Source organism: Streptomyces sp. NPDC051664, from assembly GCF_044453545.1.
Taxonomy (GTDB): domain Bacteria; phylum Actinomycetota; class Actinomycetes; order Streptomycetales; family Streptomycetaceae; genus Streptomyces.
In genome coordinates, this window is sequence record NZ_JBITCU010000019.1 from 69,893 (window position 1) to 85,594 (window position 15,702).

Genomic DNA, 15,702 nt, shown 5'->3' on the forward strand with positions numbered 1-15,702 from the left:
AGCCTCCGTCCAAGAGGCTGCTTTGTCACGCACCTTGTCCGGACAGTCGTCGGACCTTTAGCGTCGTGCGCCATGACGCCCGGGATGACGCGACGCACCACAGTGAAGACAGCCATCGGCGCAACAGGAGCCCTGGCGCTGGGGGTTCCCGCACTCGCCGGAACGGAGGCTGCCGCCAGTACCTCCGATGAATCGCCCGGATCGCAGGGGTCGGACGGGGCCAGGACGCTGGTGGACCCGGTGCTCTGGTACCGCACCCCCGCTGCCGACTGGGAACGCGAATCACTACCCATCGGCGGTGGCGCCCTGGGGGCGAGCGTCTACGGAACGCTCGCCTCCGAACGGCTCACCTTCAACGAGAAGACGCTGTGGACCGGTGGCCCCGGCTCCGCCCAGGGGTACGACTTCGGGAACTGGACCGCCCCCAGACCGGGCGCTCTGGCCGCAGTGCAGCAACGCCTCGACAGCGAGGGCGCCATCGACCCGGACTCGGTCGCCGCGGAGCTCGGCCAGGCACGCCGCGGCTACGGCGCCTACCAGGTCTTCGGCGACCTGCTGCTCGATCTGCCGAATGCCCCGGCCGCCCCCGACGCCTCCTACCGGCGCGCCCTCGACCTGCGGACGGCGCTCGCCACCGTCGCCTACACCCACCAGGACGTCCACCACACCCGGGAGTTCTTCGTCTCCCACCCCGGCAGCGTCATCGCCGGGCGGCTCGGAGCGGACCGCCCGGGACAGGTCTCCTTCACCCTGCGCCACACCTCGCCGCGCAGCGACTTCACCGCGACCGCCGCTGGAGACCGGCTGACCGTACGGGGCGCGCTGAAGGACAACGGACTGCGCTTCGAGGCGCAGATCCGGGTCCGTACGAGTGGCGGCCGCGTCACCGCCGGGCCCGACGGCACGCTGACCGTCACCGACGCCGACAGCGCCTGGTTCGTCCTCGCCGCTGCCACCGATTACGCCGACCGCTATCCCGCCTACCGCGGCGACGACCCGCACCGTGCGGTCACCCGCACGGTGGACGAGGCGGCCGGAACGTCGTACGAGAAGGTCCGGGCCGCCCACGTACGCGATCACGGAGCACTCTTCGACCGGGTCGCCCTCGACATCGGCCAGCAGCTGCCCGACCTGCCGACCGACCAGCTGCTCGCCCGGTACACCGGCGGTACGAGCCCCGCCGACCGGGCGCTGGAAGCGCTGTTCTTCCAGTACGGCCGCTATCTGCTGATCGCGTCGTCGCGGGCGGGTTCGCTGCCCGCCAACCTCCAGGGCGTCTGGAACAACTCCACCACCCCTCCGTGGTCCGCCGACTACCACAGCAACATCAACCTTCAGATGAACTACTGGCTCGCCGAGGCCACCAACCTGGCCGAGACCAACGCACCGTACGACCGCTACATCGAGGCGATGCGCGCACCGGGGCGCCGGACGGCGAAGGAGATGTTCGGGACGGCCGGCTGGGTGGTGCACAACGAGACCAACCCGTACGGCTTCACCGGCGTCCACGACTGGTCGACCGCCTTCTGGTTCCCCGAGGCCGCCGCCTGGCTCACCCGGCAGATGTACGAGCACTACCGGTTCAGCGGCTCCACCGGCTACCTGCGCTCCACCGCCTATCCCGCGATGAAGGAGGCCGCCGAGTTCTGGTTGGCCAATCTGCGCACCGACCCGCGCGACGGGCTGCTCGTCGTCACCCCCAGCTACTCTCCCGAGCACGGTGACTTCACCGCGGGCGCCGCGATGTCCCAGCAGATCGTCCATGACCTGCTCACCAACACCCTGGAGGCGGCCCGGACGCTCGGCGACGCCCCCGCCTTCCGCAGTCGCCTGCGGACGACCCTCGACCGGCTCGACCCCGGGCTGCGGATCGGCTCCTGGGGACAGCTCCAGGAGTGGAAGACCGACCGGGACGACCCGGCCGACGACCACCGCCACGTATCGCACCTCTTCGCCCTCCACCCCGGGCGGCAGATCGAACCCGGCAGCAACTGGGCCGAGGCGGCCAAGGTCTCACTCGGGGCGCGTGGCGACGGCGGCACCGGCTGGTCCAAGGCATGGAAGATCAACTTCTGGGCGCGGCTGCGCGACGGCGACCACTCCCACAAGATGCTCGCGGAGCAGCTGAAGAGCTCCACCCTCCCCAACCTCTGGGACACCCACCCGCCGTTCCAGATCGACGGCAACTTCGGTGCCACCTCGGGCGTCGCCGAAATGCTGCTGCAGAGCCAGTACGACGTGATCGAGATCCTCCCCGCCCTCCCGGCCGGCTGGCCGGAGGGATCGGTGCGCGGACTGCGCGCCCGCGGAGGCTTCACCGTCGACATCGAATGGTCCGCCGGGCAGGCCCGCCGTGTGGTGATCACGGCGGGCCGAAGCCGCGAAGTGACCGTCCGCAGCTCCCTGTGGCCGAGCGGCGAGAGGACCTTCAAGGCCCGTGCGGGTGGCCGCTACACGCTGGTGGCCGAGAGCTGAGCGAACAGTGCGGTGACCCGCGCCGCCGAGACTCCGCGCCCCGTGGGACCACTGAGGTGCCACGGGGCGCCGGTACCCCGCCGCAGATCTTCTTCGCGGTAGCGGCGGCAGTCCCGGTGCCAGATCAGGATGCCCGCGATCCAGTGCCTGAGCTCCTCCACGTAGCCCGCCAGGATCTCCCTGGCCCCGGCGTCCAGCCCGAAGTCGTCGTACAGGACCGGGAGTTCCTGCTCGGCGACATGAAGGAACTGGCGCAGCCGCGAGTTCATCAGGTCGTGCACGATCGCCACCGCCGTCGGATAGTCGACCCCGAAGAAGTTCTGCACGACCAGGACGCCGTTGTGCACCTCACCCTCGTACTCGATCTCCTTCTGGTACGAGAACAGGTCGTTGAGCAGCGCGGCATAGTCCGCCGCCGCGTTCTCCAGGGAGCGCAGCGGGCCGCTGCGGTAGATCTCCTCCGGCACCTTCTTCCCGTGACCGAGCCGGCACAGACTCATCGTGAGGTCCGAACCGAACGTCAGCCGCCGCATCTCGATGTAGTCCACCGGGTCCGGGATCCGGTTCTGCGCCTGGTTGGCCAGCTCCCAGAGCCAGCTCGCCGTCATCGACTCGATGGCCGTGCGGAACGCGCGCCGTGCGCGGTCGTCCATCGGGGCCGCCGTCCGCTGCCATAGATCGGCGAGACCGCGCTCCAGCGCATTGACCGGCTCCGGCGCCGCGGAGCCGTCCAGAGGCATGAACAGCGAGAGACGCGCATTGGCCAGCCGCGCCCCGGCCAGGTCCCGGGCCCGCCCGTGCACCACCGGGAACCAGTCGTCGCCGTAGGTACCCCAGGCCAGCCACCCCGAGGAGAGATCCAGCTCGTCCGCCGTCGCGTCCGGATGCAGACCCGCCGCGCACAACGGCAGATCGATCGCGACGAGCCGCTCCTCGTCCCAGATGTGCGAGCCCGGCACCCCCGGCTGCGCCTCCAGGATCCCCATGCGACGCGCCCAGTCGACGATCCGGACCCGGGCCCCGTCCAGATGCGGACTGAGCGTCGTACCGAACGGCAGGTCGAACTCGGGCAGCAGCGACGGGCCGACGTGCCGGTAGGGCACATGGGTGTGGCTGTGCAGGCGGGCCCGCTCCGACCGCGGTGTGAAGCGGATCGACGCGGCGGACATACCGAAGCCGAGGGCGGCCTCGCCCGCCCCGCCATCGTTCATGTAGCGGCTGGAGCGCATGTGCCACTCATGGCCGCCGGACTGCCAGTCCTGCAACCCCTTGACGTACGCGAGAACCGTCGCGGTCTCCGTCGGATCGAGTCCCTTCTCCGCGCACAGTGGCCCGAGTTCGGTGAGCGCGGTGTTCTCGAACTGCTGGAGCCGTGAGGTCAGCAGATCGTTCACCGCCTCGGCGGCCTCCTGGGTGGAGCAGTTCAGAAACGTCTCCAGCACCAGCACACCGTTGCTGTTCTCGCCCTCGTCCTCGACCTCCCGCTGGTACGAGAACAGGTCGTTCCGCAGATGCACACCGTCGGAGAAGGCGTCCCGCAGCACCCGCAGCGCACGTTCGTCGGCCACCGAATCGGGGACCTCGGCGCCCGCCGCGTACTCCACGAGCCCCGCCGACCACGGCGCGCCGCCCACCTTGCGGCGCATCTCGATGTACTCCACAGGGTTCGCGATGCGGCCCTCGTTGATATTGGCGAGTTCCCACAGTGACTCGTTGAGCAGGTTCTCGGTCGCCTCCGCGAACCGGGCCCGCCAGGCGTCGGACATGCTCGGCACAGTCCGCGCCCACAGATCGGCCAGCCCCGCCTCGACCGGGTTCGTCGGCTCGGGTGTCCGCGCCCCTCGTTCCATCGGCATGAACGCCGGCAGCCGGTCCAGATACTTCTTGCCGCCCTCCCGGTCCGGGGTGCGCTTGAACAACTCCAGGAAGTGGTCGTCGAAGAAGAACACCCACACATACCAGTCGGTGACCAGTGACAGGGCCTCCGCCGAGCAGTCAGGGTGGGTGTACGCGCAGAGCAGCGCGTAGTCATGGGAGTCGAGGTCCGTCTCCTCCCAGATGCCGGACCCTTCCACCATCCCTATGCTGCGCGCCCAGGACTTGGTGTGCTGTCGCGCCTCCTCGACATGGGGGTTGAGCCGCGCCGGATACGGAACATAGAAGTCCGGCAGGGTGAAGGGCTGAGCCATGTGCGTCCGGCCTTTCCGAGAAATTCCGCGCGGGGCCCGCGCGGACCTTGCGTGTCCGCGCGAGCACTACCCTTCGGCCGTCCGAGGCACGCACACCAGGAATTAGTCGCATAAAAGGTACGTATGCGTGCGGGGTATCGGCGGACCGCGGCGCATGCCCGTCCGCTCCGTAAAACTCAGGTAACGCCCCACCGCCACACAGTCGTTGCTTCCTGACCTTCGCAGGTCAGAGCCCCTGCCAGTGGTCTGGTCCAGTGGCTCGTCCGACAACCCGCCTTGCGCTCTTGACGCGCTATCACCTGAGGTCACAGAGTGTGCGCCCATAGCCGAACAGTGACATCGGACCACGTACGACTTTCGAAGCGCGCAGCTCCAAGAAGGGTTGTCATGACGTCCAAGCAGAGGACCAGACTCACTCTCGCCCTGACCACCATCGGCGCCCTGAGTCTCGCGCTGCTCTCTCCCGCGGCGCAGGCCGGTGCGGACGGGGTGCGGCCCGAGTGTCCCCGCGGCCTCGACTGCGACTGGGTCCCGGCGGCCTATCAGCAGACCGGCGATCCGGCCGACAAGGAGACGTACGGCAACTACGACACCGCGGACCGCCCGCACAGCAACAAGATCAAATTCATCGTTCTGCACGATACCGAAGAAGACTTCGACACCACCCTGAAGATCTTCCAGAACCCGCTGAATCAGACCTCGGCCCACTATGTGGTGCGCTCGGGCGACGGTCATGTCACCCAGATGGTCAAGGACAAGGACGTCGCCTGGCAGGCGGGCAACTGGTACGTCAACACCCACTCCATCGGCATCGAGCAGGAGGGTGTCGCCGTCGAGGGTGCCAAGTGGTACACCCCCGAGCTGTACAACTCGACGGCGAAGCTGGTGCGTTACCTCGCCGCCAAGTACGACATCCCCCTCGACCGGCAGCACATCATCGGCCACGACGGTGTGCCGCCCACCAGCACGGCCGGTACCAAGAACATGCACTGGGACCCGGGAACGTACTGGGACTGGAACCGCTTCATGGCGCTGCTCGGCAAGCCGACGACCGTGCCGAGCGCACCGAAGAGCAGCCCGCTCGTCACCGTCAGCCCCCGCTTCAAGGACAACAAGCAGGCTTTCCGCGACTGTGAGAAGAACGTCGACCTGCCGGTCCAGGGCAGCAGCGCCGTCCCGCTCCACACCGAACCGTCCACCGACGCACCGCTGTTCTCCGACCCGGGCCTGCACACCGACGGCTCGCCCGGCACGAACTGCGCGGCCGACTGGGGCAGCAAGATCAGCGCGACTCAGCAGGCGGTGGTCGCAGACCACGCGCCCGGCTGGACGGCGATCTGGTGGTACGGCCAGAAGGCCTGGTTCGAGACTCCCGCGAAGGCCCGGACCGCCGTGCCGACCGCCGGCTACGTCGTCCGGCCGAAGGCCGGCCGTACCGATGTGCCGGTGTACGGGGTGGCCTACCCGGAGAAGTCGGAATACCCGGCGGACTTCGCGGACCAGCGGGTGGGAACGCCGCTGCCCTACACGATCAAGGCCGGGCAGTCGTACCCCGGCGGGGGCGAGGCGCCGACCGGGTTCTTCTACGCGCCGACGATCGATGCGTCGTACCCGCTGGACCATGCGTACTTCAAGGGCGGGGAGAAGTACGTGACGGTGCAGATCGGGCACCGCATCGCGTTCGTGAAGGCGTCGGAGGTGGATGTGGTGCGGGTGCGGTGACGGCTCGGGGCTGAGCGGGCGAGGCCCTTCGGGGGCTCTGCCCGCGAATCCGCCCCCGCTCCGCGACTGCCGGAGGTGCTGACCTCAACAGGGCGCTGCGGGCCCGGTGTGTCGGCACCGGACCCGCAGCGCGCATCCCTCGTGGAGCCGCGTCAGCGAGTGCCGACCGCAGCACGCACGGCCCGCCGGGCCATCGCGCAGTCGTCGTGCAGCCGCCGCAGCAGCAGCCGCTGCTCCTCGCCCGACGACAGCACGCCCGGACGCTCCTGACCGCCGCCCGTAGGTGCGGTCTCCCGCATCGCCCGCTGCACAGCCGTCTCGTACGTACGGATCTCCCGCGTCAGTACGAGCATCAGGTTCACCAGGAACGCATCCCGCGCCGCCGGACCCGTGGCCTGTGCCAGCTGGCTGATCTGGCGCCGCGCGACCGGCGCGTCGCCCAGCACCGCCCACAGCGTCGCCAGGTCGTACCCCGGCAGATACCAGCCCGCGTGCTCCCAGTCCACCAGTACCGGACCCGTCGGCGACAGCAGGATGTTGGAGAGCAGGGCGTCACCGTGGCAGAACTGCCCCATGCCCTGACGGCCGCCCGCGTGCGCCAGGCCGTGCAGCAGCTTCTGCAGGTCACCCAGATCACGGTCGGTGAAGAGACCCAGCTCGTGATAGCGGGCGATGCGTGAGGCGTAGTCCAGCTGGGCGTCGAACAACCCGGCGGCCGGCCGCCAGGCGTTGACCCGGCTGATCGCGCCCAGCGCGGCCCGTACATCGGCCCTGGGCGGAGCCTCCGACGGGTGCCTCGTCAGCGCCGCCACACGTCCCGGCATCCGCTCGATGACCAGCGTGCAGTTCTCCGGGTCCGCTGCGATGAGCCGCGGCACCCGGACCGGCGGACGGTGCCGGACGAACGCCCGGTATACCGCTATCTCGTGGCGGAACCGCTCCGACCAGACGGGGGAGTGGTCCAGTAAACACTTCGCGACCGCTGTCGTGCGTCCGGTGGTGCCGACGAGCAGTACCGAACGTCCGCTGCGGCGCAGCACCTGGACCGGGTTGAACTCCGGGCAGATCCGGTGCACCGAGGCGATCGCCATCCTCAGTTGCGCGCCCTGCGGACCGGACAGATCCAGACGCCCGCTGAGCGGTGGGGCGCCCGGCCCCGCCGGCCGACGGGGTCGGACCGTGCCGGGCGCCGGCGGACCGGCATGCGGGGCGAGGTACGGTCCGGCGCCCGCCCCCATGGGACGCAGGGGCCGGGGCGGTGCGGACACGGAGGACGATGCTGTGTACATGGGCGAGACAGATCCCTTCGTGCGCCGACAAGATGCGTGCGCCGCCCCGGCCGGCGGCCGTTCGGCACCCTGGGGAGTGCCTAGGGCTGCCGGGCGGGGTGGCGCTTTCCTACCTGACACCGGTTCGCGGGTGGCAGACCATCTGGCGGACCCTGGCGAACCCTGGCGAATAGTCGCAAGGCATCTGACAGGGGGTTACTGTCAACTCAGCCGAGAACCTGGGGGCTTGACGTGACCGGAGAACCCAACACCCGTCTGTCGGATCTGTTCGGCCTTGCCGGCTGGTCCAAGGGCGAACTCGCGAGAATGGTGAACCGGCAGGCGGCGGCCATGGGCTACCCGCAGCTGGCCACCGACACCTCGCGCGTGAGGCGCTGGATCGACATGGGGGAGTCCCCCCGTGATCCCGTGCCCGAAGTGCTGGCAGCCCTGTTCACCGAGCGACTCGGTCGTGTCGTGACCATCGAGGACCTCGGGTTCGGTCGGCGCGGGCGTGTGGGGAAGCGGCAAGAGGTCGGGACGGAACACAATCCCGACGGTCTGCCGTGGGCGCCCGAACGGACGGCAGCGGTCCTCACCGAATTCACGGGAATGGACCTCATGCTCAACCGACGCGGCTTGGTGAGCGCGGGCGCCGCGCTCGCCGCAGGATCGACCATCACCGGCCCCATGCACGACTGGCTGCACACCGACCCCGTGTTGGCGGCCGACGCTCCACGGATCGACGATCCCCTCCACGCGGACCCGGCCGGCTTCGACCGGTACGAGGCCGCACCCATCGGGTCGGAGGAGATCGAAGCACTCGAACGGTCCGTCGAGGTGTTCCGCGCCTGGGACGCCTCCCGGGGCGGCGGACTCCAGCGCAAGGCGGTCGTGGGCCAGCTCAACGAGGTGGGCGGCATGCTCTCCTACCACCACCCCGACCATCTGCAACGCCGCCTCTGGGGTGTTGCCGCCAACCTCGCCGTACTCGCCGGATGGATGTCCCACGACATCGGCCTCGAACCCACCGCCCAGAAGTACTTCGTCATCGCCGCCCATGCGGCGCGCGAGGGCGGCGACCGCCCGCGCGCGGGCGAGGCGCTCTCCCGCGCGGCCCGTCAGATGGTCCACCTGGGCCGTCCCGACGACGCGCTGGACCTGATGAAGCTCGCCAAGTCCGGTTCCGGGGACATGGTGCTGCCACGCACCCAGGCGATGCTGCACACCATCGAGGCCTGGGCGCAGGCGTCCATGGGCCGCGGTCAGGCCATGCGCCGCACACTCGGCAAGGCCGAGGAGCTCTTCGTATCGGACAAGACCGATGTTCCGCCGCCCAGTTGGATGCAGCTGTTCGACGAGGCGGATCTGCACGGCATGCAGGCCCTGGCATTCCGTACGCTCGCCGAGCACGATCCGTCGGTGGCCGTCATCGCCCAGCGCCATGCCAAGCAGGCCCTGGAACTGCGCGCCAACGGGCGCCAGCGCTCCAAGATCTTCGACTACATCTCGCTCGCCTCGGCGTGCTTCATCGCAGACGACCCGGAGCAGGCCGACCGATACGCGCGGCTCGCCCTGGTGACGATGGGGGAGACCTCCTCGCACCGAACCTGGGACCGGCTGCGCCAGATGTACCGGCTCACCGGGCAGTTCGCCGGGTACGCGAAGATCGAGGACCTACGTGAGGAGATCAATCTCGCGATGCCGCAGACCTCCGTGATCAAGCGGCCGAGAAGCTCGGAGATCTGATCCAGGGGCGCTGCGACGACAGGGCTCCGATCACCCACCGTCCGATCACCGCACGACACGAGCAGGCGACTTCCGTCTGCGTCCCTGTGCTGTGCACTCGTGCTCTTGACCCGACCCGGGCTCACACCCCGATACGGGCGACCAGCACGCATGCGTCGTCCAGGCGCTCGGTGCCACCGAACTCCTCGACGACCGTCCGTACGCAGTCCTGTGCCGTGCGCGCCTCGGCGAAGCGCGGTGCGAGCGCGAGCAGCGCCTCCGGGCCCGCCCCCCGGTCGCTGCGGCGGGTCAGTCCGTCGGTGTGCAGAACCAGCACATCGCCGGGCAGCAGGGTCACTTCGTCCTGCTCGTACGCCACCGAGGAGGCGGCGCCGAGCAGCACCCCGTCCGGTGATGGCAGGGGTCGTCCCGCTCCGTTGCGGAACAGCAGCGGTGCGGGGTGGCCGGCCTGTGCCCAGGCGAGAGTGCCGGTCACGGGGTCGAAACGGCAGCACATCGCACTGCCGAGCGCGGGCTGCACGGACGCTTCGAGTAATTGGTTGAGGTGGCCCATCAGGGCGCCCGGCTCGATGCCCGCCACCGCCATCCCGCGCAGTGCTCCCAACAGCATCGCCATTGCCGAGGTGGCCGGGATGCCGTGACCGGTCAGATCGCCGACCGTGAGCAGTGTCCTGCCGTCCGGCAGTTCCAGCGCGTCGTACCAGTCGCCGCCGATCAGATCACTGGCATGCGACGGCAGGTAGCGGGCCGCGACATCCAGTGCGCCGGGTCCGCGCTGTGGGAGCAGCAGCGAGCCGCGCCACGCGGGGAGTACGGCCTCCTGGAGCTCGACCGCCATACGGCGCTCGGTCTGCGCCATGTGCTGCTGGCGCCGTAAGGTGTCGCCGGTCTGGCGCACCACGCGCTGGCTGCGTCGCAGTTCGCTGACATCCCGCAGGACGGCCCACATGGAGGCGGTGCAGCCGTCCGCGTCGAGAACAGGCTCGCTCATCATGTGCAGGGTGCGCATCCGGCCGTCGGTCCGCAGGATGCGGAACTCGCCGTCGATCGGCCTTCCGTCGACCAGACAGTCCGTCACCAGCGTGGTGAGCAGTGGCTGGTCCTCTGGGAACAGCACGGACGGAAGTTCGTCGAGCGACAGCGGTCCCGCCTCCGGAAGCCGGCCGAAGATCTCGTACAGCTCCTCCGACCAACTGACCTCGTCGGTCAGCAGATTCCACTCGGCGCTGCCCACCCGGCTCAGCAGCGCAGCGGCCTGCGGCTCGGCGACGGTCTCCTGCTGCACCCGCTCCGCGCCCTGTGCCGGCTGCTCCGCCGACCCGGGCGGCGGGCCTTCCTTGAGCTGTCCCAGATGCGTGCCGAGATCGTCGAGATGATGGACCGCCAGCTCACAGAGCGCGCGCTGCCAGCGCAGCTGAGGATCGTCCTCGTCGGCCAGCGCCGCGTCCCGCCGCACAGCATCCACATCTCCGCGCAGCCGACGGGTCCGGTTGATCAGCACGTCGACGGCGTCGCGCTCGGGAGGCTGTGGGGCGGGGCGGTCCGCGGACAGATGGGACGGCATCTCGTACTCCGATACAGGCGCGGCACAACCAGGTCTGAAAGGTGGACCGAAGACGACTGTGGCACAGGCTGCGGGAGCCTGTAAGTGGTTTGGCAACACTCGATACGTTGTTGCTTCTGGCATATGCCATAGGCCGTGCAGAGCCCCGGTTCTTCGAACAGCCTTGCCACCCACGGCCGTTGATGCAAGTCATCAGGCGCGTGCGGCTCGCCCCTCGCCCGTGCGCGTCGTTCCTGCGCGGGTCACCGCACCTGATCGGGGCATATGCGCTGGAGCCTCCGCCGCTGAGCTGACGCTCCGTCGGGCCGGGACGAGGGCGCACCGGGCTGCGGGGCGGTCCGTCACGTGTTCACGGCGGCGCTCCGCGACGGTGGTCCCGGCCTCGGGGCCGGTGCAGGGCCCGAAGGAGGTGAGGTCGATGTCCGGATGGCATGTGCACGGTGGATCTTCCCGATTCGTCGTGGGGCGGGCTTTCGGCACCCGGTGTCCGAGACGGGGCAACCCTCGTTTGCTTCCCTCCGGGCAGGCGTCCGCGACGGGAATGCGGCCCGGCCCTCTCGCGTTACAGCACCAGAACGAAAACGACACCCATTCCCACAAGAAAGGGATGGGGTCGGTGTCAGCGTCCGGAGGTGCCCATGGCACGCAGTGAAGCCCGTCCCGTCGTCACTCTGAGGTCGACCGCGGGCACGGGACAGACCTATGTGACACGCAAGAGCCGTCGTAACGATCCCGACCGGCTGGTCCTGCGCAAGTTCGACCCCGCCACCGGGCGGCACGTCCTCTTCCGCGAGGAACGCTGACCCGTCGGGTACGGCCGGCATCAGCAGTCCTCCCCATTCATGACGCCAAGGAAGGAACGCATATGAAGCCCCGCATCCACCCCGTCTCCCGCCAGGTCGTCTTCCGCGACCGCGCCGCGGGGGTGGCCTTCCTCACCCGTTCGACCGCTGACGCAGATCAGCGTGTGGAGTGGGAGGACGGCAACAGCTACCCGGTCATCGATGTGGAGACCTCGTCCGCGAGCCATCCGTTCTACACCGGGACCAACCGGGTGGTGGACACCGCCGGACGAATCGAGCAGTTCCGGCGCCGCTACGGAACGACGGTGCCCGCCGGACACTGAAGCCCCGTGCGACGCGTCACAGTCGGCGGTGCCGATTCCGTGGAACAGGGCGCGATGGTTTATCGTTCACCTATATGTGGATGACGCGCTGAGCGCCCACACCCAAAGCTGCCCCGGCTGGATTCCCCCGATCCGGCCGGGGCTTCTCGCTGTCCGCCCGTTCCTCACCCCCGGGACGGTCGCCCCGGCACCACCTCGGCGAGCAGGGCTCCCGCCGCCAGCGCCGCGGCGACGCAGGCAGCGGCGCCCGGCCAGAGCCGGACCGTCAACGCGGTCGCCGTCGCACCCACCACGACAGCGATCAGCCGGCCCATCACCCAGCCGTCCTCGCCGCGCAGGGACCGCAGCGCCATCCGCCCGACAAGCGACGTCAGCGTGCCGGTGAAGTAGTTGGTCGGCGTTGCGCGGATCCGGCCCTGAATCCCCATCGCCAGGGAGATCACCGCCAACAGCCCGAGCCGGTCCCCGTCGGACGTGATCAGCTCCAGCCCCCACAGCACGGCGCCTGCCGTGAGCAGCACCACCTCGACCAGTAGCATCATCGGCAGCCGCCACCGCAGCCCCTCACCCATCCACGCGCCGCACGCGACCCCACAGCCGTACGCAACGAGCGCGGTGACGACACGCAGTGCGACCCCGTGCTCCCCGACACCGGCGGCGGAGCCTCCCAGCAGCACGAGATTGCCGGTCATCACCCCGGCGAACACCTGGCCGAGACAGATGAAGGCGAACGCATCCGCAGCCCCGGACGCGGCGGACAGAAGTATCAGCGCCCACTCGCCCCATGGATCGCGTGCGGGATCCGCGCTGAACCGGCCGGTGGGCACCGTAGGAGTGGACACGCTGCCACCCTAGGGTTCCACTTCGTGAACCGACAGATACGTTCCGTGCGACTCCACAACTTCGGCGACGTCGGTGGATGCACCGGCGCCGACGGGTGCCCCGTCCTGCGGGGCCGGCTGACCGTTCCGACTCGTTCGGCAAGGTCGGGGGGAGGACGGCTCGACGAGGGCGGCATCGTCGCCGACGCCGCCCTCACCGGCCTCGCCGGCGAGCGCCTCCTCGCCGTCCGGCGGGCGGACCCCGAGGACCAGGAGCCGAACCGGCCCGGCTACGGCACGGCCCCCGCCGCCGTCATGACCCGCTTCCCGGCGGATTTGGCCGCCGCGTCCTGCTCCGTACGCGGCTACGTCGCCGAACTGCTCGGCGCGGACGACGAACTGGTGGCCGCGCTGCTCCGTAACCCGTCGGACCCGTCGGACCCATCGGCCTCCGTCAGCCCGCCGCGCGCGGCACGACTGTCGAGAGCACCTGACTCAGCGCATGCCAGTCCGCGGTGATGATGCTCGCGTGCTTCCCCGCCAACAAGGCGAGCCGGTCGAGGGCCTGAGCCTCTGTCGGGCTCGTGCCGTCGATGGCGGGCGCCACATTGTGGGCGTCGGTCATCACGACGAGATACTGGTTCCGGGCGTACCACCCCGTGTCGATGGACCCACCGGCGTACGTGGCGGCGTCCCCGTCGAAGACGACGAACCAGGGCCGGATACCCGCGTCCGTGTAGCGCCCTCTCGGGTCACCGGCCTCGGCCCGGTGCACAGCGGGGAAGGCGGCCGCGTCCCCCAGCCGCCCGGCCGCCGCGAGATCGCGCAGATGAGTGGCGTACTCCCGGTCGGTCCACAGCGTGTCGGCGGGGTTGCCCTCTTCGACGGTCCCGGGGATCAGCTCCACGACGAAGCGCCCGGCAAGCGCGGACCGGGCGGGCCAGCCGCCGGCACGCACCGCCTCGTCGAGCGTGGCGTGGCCACCGGCCAGATCGGCGGGCCGGAACAACGCGCTGCCGAGCTTGTCGGACAGCAGGGCGTCCAGCTGGGCGGGGCCCCGGCCGTTGTTGGCCTGGAAGCCGTCCTTGAGTTCGAGCTTCAGCACCACCGGCCGGTGCCCGGGGTGCGCGTCGTGCCAGGCTCTGATGTCCGCGAGGCAACCGGCCAGATTCTGATTGCGCGCCTTGGTGCGCAGCTGGCTCGCATTGGCGGCGTTCTCGCAGTTGTTGTCGTTGCCGATCGGATTGCTGTGCGAGACCCGCCAGGAACTGCCGAAGACATTGGTCCACACATCGAGTTCGAGGAGCGCCGCACCGGAGTCGAGTGCGTCGGCGAAATAGGGATAGGTGCCCTTCTCGTACGCGTTGTGCACACCGACACCGGTGGTCCCCGAGTAGGCGGACTCACCCGTGTCGGCCGAACGGGCAGATCCGGCAGTCAGTCCGACAGCGAGCAGACCGGCCGCCGCGGTCGTCAGCCCTCGACGCCATCCGTGTCCCATGTACCGTCCGTCTCCCATGACCCTCACCCTCATCGTTGATGCGAACGCGTCAAACGACTGGCACGATAGGAGAGTTGGGTGACGGGCAGGGGTACGGAAACCGGCCGTTCGGGTCCGACAGCGACGACAGGTCGTCATGCCCGGCCCTACGGCCCGGGCGCTGGGCGTGACGGAGCACGACGGGACCCGTACCGCCCTCGGTCGTGAACGGTCCGTGGACCGGGTGCGGGTCCGGATGCGGCCCTGGGGAGGTCCGACCGGCTGGGGCTGGTCCTCGTTCTCAGCGGCCGGGACGAAGGCATCGCGACCTGATGGGTCGACACGGCCCCGACCGCACCGGGCCGGACGCCACCATCACCCGGTCGGCCGGGTGCATCGGCCCCGATCGGCCGGTGACCGATTGCGGGCCGGCTTCCGAGGGCCCAGCGTGGGGTGATGACGTGTGTGCCGATGGCGTACGCGTCACCCGCCGAGGAGGAGCGACATGGCTGACGCCCAGTGGACGGGCCCCAGGGGAGCGGACCTTGGCGAATGGCTGCCCGTCCTGGACCTCGTCGAGCCGCCGGGACAACGGCGACTCACCGTCCTGGTGCGACTCCTCCTGCTGATCCCGCACTTCATCGTGTTGTTCTTCCTCCACATCGCGGCCTTCTTCACCGTCATCGTGGGATGGTTCGCCGCCCTGGTCCTGGGGCGGCTGCCCGGACCGGTCTTCCGCTTCCTCGCCGGATATCTCGGCTACCGGATGCGGGTCGGCGCGAGTGCGATGCTGCTGATCGACCGCTATCCGCCGTTCACGCTGACCCCGCCGCCGGACTACCCGGTCCGGATCGAGGTACGGCCGACCGAGCTCAACCGGGCGGCCGTCTTCTTCCGGCTGTTCCTGATGATTCCGGCGGCCGTTGTGCAGGGCCTCGCGTCGTCGGGCTGGTGGGCCCTGTCCTTCATCTGGTGGCTGATCACGCTCATCCTGGGGCGCATGCCCCGTCCCCTGTTCGAGGCCTCGGCCGCCACACTCCGCTACAGCATGCGCTTCTCCGCCTACTTCATGATGCTCACGTCGGCCTACCCCAAGGGGTTCTTCGGCGACGACGCCCTCTCCGTACCGGAGCAGCAGACGCGTTCTGCCACCCGGCCGCTGGTCATGAGCGGTGCAGGGAAGGCCCTGCTGACCCTCTTTCTGATCATCGGAGTGGCCACCGACATCACCACCTCCACGACAACCGCATGGACATCCGACACCGCCGACAACTGGTAAAAGGCCTGGCACGGAGTTCGGGCCAACAG

At 69.5% G+C, this 15,702-nt stretch carries 12 protein-coding genes; 7 read left to right on the forward strand and 5 right to left on the reverse strand.

Annotation, left to right across the window (positions count from 1 at the left end; genetic code table 11):
• The first annotated feature begins 240 nt into the window (after nt 1–240).
• On the forward strand, nt 241–2,475 hold the full coding sequence (locus ACIA8E_RS28645) for a glycosyl hydrolase family 95 catalytic domain-containing protein (RefSeq protein ID WP_399302229.1): 2,235 nt from the start codon (nt 241–243) through the stop codon (nt 2,473–2,475).
• Here the strand turns inward: ACIA8E_RS28645 and ACIA8E_RS28650 are convergent.
• A complete protein-coding gene (locus ACIA8E_RS28650) occupies nt 2,451–4,664 on the reverse strand; it encodes a germacradienol/geosmin synthase (RefSeq protein ID WP_399302185.1) in 2,214 nt (737 codons plus the stop codon). The two genes, ACIA8E_RS28645 and ACIA8E_RS28650, sit on opposite strands and share 25 nt — an antisense overlap.
• Nucleotides 4,665–5,051: 387 nt before the next feature.
• Here ACIA8E_RS28650 and ACIA8E_RS28655 point away from each other — a divergent pair, with 387 nt between their 5' ends.
• Nucleotides 5,052–6,386 (forward strand): N-acetylmuramoyl-L-alanine amidase, encoded by a 1,335-nt coding sequence (locus ACIA8E_RS28655; RefSeq protein ID WP_399302186.1) that lies wholly within the window; start codon nt 5,052–5,054, stop codon nt 6,384–6,386.
• A gap of 152 nt (nt 6,387–6,538) precedes the next feature.
• Here the strand turns inward: ACIA8E_RS28655 and ACIA8E_RS28660 are convergent, their stop codons facing one another.
• Nucleotides 6,539–7,675 (reverse strand): aminoglycoside phosphotransferase family protein, encoded by a 1,137-nt coding sequence (locus ACIA8E_RS28660; RefSeq protein WP_399302187.1) that lies wholly within the window; start codon nt 7,673–7,675, stop codon nt 6,539–6,541.
• A 231-nt stretch (nt 7,676–7,906) separates the two neighbouring features.
• Here ACIA8E_RS28660 and ACIA8E_RS28665 point away from each other — a divergent pair, with 231 nt between their 5' ends.
• Nucleotides 7,907–9,403: a hypothetical protein gene (locus tag ACIA8E_RS28665; protein WP_399302188.1), complete on the forward strand. Its 1,497-nt coding sequence runs from the start codon at nt 7,907–7,909 to the stop codon at nt 9,401–9,403.
• Between the two features lie 121 nt (nt 9,404–9,524).
• Here ACIA8E_RS28665 and ACIA8E_RS28670 read toward each other — a convergent pair whose 3' ends face one another.
• Nucleotides 9,525–10,967, reverse strand: a complete 1,443-nt coding sequence (locus ACIA8E_RS28670) for a PP2C family protein-serine/threonine phosphatase (protein WP_399302189.1) — start codon at nt 10,965–10,967, stop codon at nt 9,525–9,527.
• 638 nt (nt 10,968–11,605) lie between these two features.
• On the opposite strand from ACIA8E_RS28670, the gene rpmG reads away from it, so the two are divergent.
• Together rpmG and ACIA8E_RS28680 are read left to right on the forward strand one after the other, a co-directional pair.
• On the forward strand, nt 11,606–11,770 hold the full coding sequence (gene rpmG, locus ACIA8E_RS28675; RefSeq protein WP_399302190.1) for a 50S ribosomal protein L33: 165 nt from the start codon (nt 11,606–11,608) through the stop codon (nt 11,768–11,770).
• A 62-nt stretch (nt 11,771–11,832) separates the two neighbouring features.
• Nucleotides 11,833–12,093 (forward strand): type B 50S ribosomal protein L31, encoded by a 261-nt coding sequence (locus tag ACIA8E_RS28680; protein WP_399302191.1) that lies wholly within the window; start codon nt 11,833–11,835, stop codon nt 12,091–12,093.
• Between the two features lie 164 nt (nt 12,094–12,257).
• Here the strand turns inward: ACIA8E_RS28680 and ACIA8E_RS28685 are convergent, their stop codons facing one another.
• Nucleotides 12,258–12,935, reverse strand: coding sequence for a YoaK family protein (locus ACIA8E_RS28685; RefSeq protein WP_399302192.1), 678 nt, complete (start codon nt 12,933–12,935; stop codon nt 12,258–12,260).
• A gap of 24 nt (nt 12,936–12,959) precedes the next feature.
• On the opposite strand from ACIA8E_RS28685, the gene ACIA8E_RS28690 reads away from it, so the two are divergent.
• Nucleotides 12,960–13,433: a hypothetical protein gene (locus ACIA8E_RS28690; protein WP_399302193.1), complete on the forward strand. Its 474-nt coding sequence runs from the start codon at nt 12,960–12,962 to the stop codon at nt 13,431–13,433.
• Here the strand turns inward: ACIA8E_RS28690 and ACIA8E_RS28695 are convergent.
• A complete protein-coding gene (locus tag ACIA8E_RS28695) occupies nt 13,369–14,433 on the reverse strand; it encodes a phosphatidylinositol-specific phospholipase C domain-containing protein (protein ID WP_399302194.1) in 1,065 nt (354 codons plus the stop codon). The genes ACIA8E_RS28690 and ACIA8E_RS28695 overlap by 65 nt on opposite strands.
• A 466-nt stretch (nt 14,434–14,899) precedes the next feature.
• On the opposite strand from ACIA8E_RS28695, the gene ACIA8E_RS28700 reads away from it, so the two are divergent.
• Entirely contained in the window at nt 14,900–15,673 is a 774-nt protein-coding gene (locus ACIA8E_RS28700) for a DUF4389 domain-containing protein (protein WP_399302195.1), read from the forward strand.
• Nucleotides 15,674–15,702 lie beyond the last annotated feature (29 nt).

Bases quoted from the DNA above. Each gene is read 5' to 3' on its own strand.
- ACIA8E_RS28655 (WP_399302186.1), top strand. From the start codon at position 5,052: ATGACGTCCAAGCAGAGGACCAGACTCACTCTCGCCCTGACCACCATC.
- ACIA8E_RS28695 (WP_399302194.1), bottom strand. From the start codon at position 14,433: ATGGGAGACGGACGGTACATGGGACACGGATGGCGTCGAGGGCTGACG.
- ACIA8E_RS28660 (WP_399302187.1), bottom strand. From the start codon at position 7,675: ATGTACACAGCATCGTCCTCCGTGTCCGCACCGCCCCGGCCCCTGCGT.
- rpmG (WP_399302190.1), top strand. From the start codon at position 11,606: ATGGCACGCAGTGAAGCCCGTCCCGTCGTCACTCTGAGGTCGACCGCG.
- ACIA8E_RS28650 (WP_399302185.1), bottom strand. From the start codon at position 4,664: ATGGCTCAGCCCTTCACCCTGCCGGACTTCTATGTTCCGTATCCGGCG.
- ACIA8E_RS28680 (WP_399302191.1), top strand. From the start codon at position 11,833: ATGAAGCCCCGCATCCACCCCGTCTCCCGCCAGGTCGTCTTCCGCGAC.
- ACIA8E_RS28670 (WP_399302189.1), bottom strand. From the start codon at position 10,967: ATGCCGTCCCATCTGTCCGCGGACCGCCCCGCCCCACAGCCTCCCGAG.
- ACIA8E_RS28700 (WP_399302195.1), top strand. From the start codon at position 14,900: ATGGCTGACGCCCAGTGGACGGGCCCCAGGGGAGCGGACCTTGGCGAA.